The sequence below is a fragment of the Mycobacterium sp. NGS51 genome, from assembly GCF_059812525.1.
Genome location: NZ_JCALCV010000054.1, coordinates 1 through 1,101, shown reverse-complemented (window position 1 = coordinate 1,101; position 1,101 = coordinate 1). Strand labels below are relative to the sequence as shown.

1 protein-coding gene is annotated in these 1,101 nt (G+C 61.9%); it reads right to left on the bottom strand.

Going from position 1 to position 1,101, the window contains the following annotated elements; translation table 11 throughout:
- Positions 1-1,101 (bottom strand): condensation domain-containing protein (locus AC5Y5W_RS24930; RefSeq protein ID WP_500022662.1); only part of this gene is annotated, 1,101 nt, incomplete at both ends.

Here is a 1,101-nt window from a genome sequence, read left to right as displayed (position 1 = left end):
CTCGTCGCATTATGCTCACGAGCCACCCGAGTAACCTGCTGCTGCAACTGCGCCGGCCACTGCACCGCCACACTGGCACCACACTGATCAGCCACCGCCGGATACGGCCGATCAGTAGGCAACACCAACCGCTCGGGCATCCCGGCCAACACATCCTGCCAATAACCCAACTGCCCAGCAATCAGACTCTGACCATCATCGAAATCACCAAGAATTGCCCGCTGCCACAACGTGTAATCGACATACTGCACCGCCAACGGCGACCACCCCGGCGCCTGCCCGGCACAGCGGCTGGCATACGCAACCCCCAAATCACGCACCAACGGAGCAATCGACCAACCATCAGCAGCGATATGATGCACCACCGCCACCAACACATGCTCCTCATCACCAACACGCAAAAGCCGTGCCCGCAACGGAATCTCAGTCGACAAATCAAACGGCTGCAGCGCCACCGCATCAATAGCCTCACCCAACCGCGCCGCCGACCAACCAGTGGCATCAACAATCTGCCAACCCACATCGGCGCGCTCACACGCCACCACAACCTGCTCGGGCGCACCCCCCACCGCACCAAACAACGTCCGCAACGACTCATGACGCGCAACCACATCACCCAACGCCGCACCCAACGCCGCACCATCTAAACGCCCACACAACCGCAACGCCACCGCCAAGTTATAAATCGGCGACGGCCCATACAACTGATCGATAAACCACAACCGACTCTGCGCAAACGACAACGGAATATGCTCCGGCCGCTCAACTGGCACCAACCGCGGAAGCCGAGTCGCCTCCCCGCCAATACGGGGTGCCAGCTGGGCCACCGTGGGCGCCTCGAACACGGTTCGTACTGAAAGGCCGGCGTCCAGGCTGGTGTTGATCGCGGCGATCAGGCGCATCGCCGAGAGTGAATCCCCACCTAAGTCGAAGAAGGAGTCGTCGACCCCGACTCGCTCGAGCCCGAGGACTTGGGCGTAGATACCGGCCAAGATCTCCTCGATCAGGGTGGCCGGGGCGCGGTAATGATCGGTGTCCTGATACTCCGGTGCCGGCAGGGCGCGGGTGTCGAGTTTGCCGTTGATCGTCAACGGCAACGCG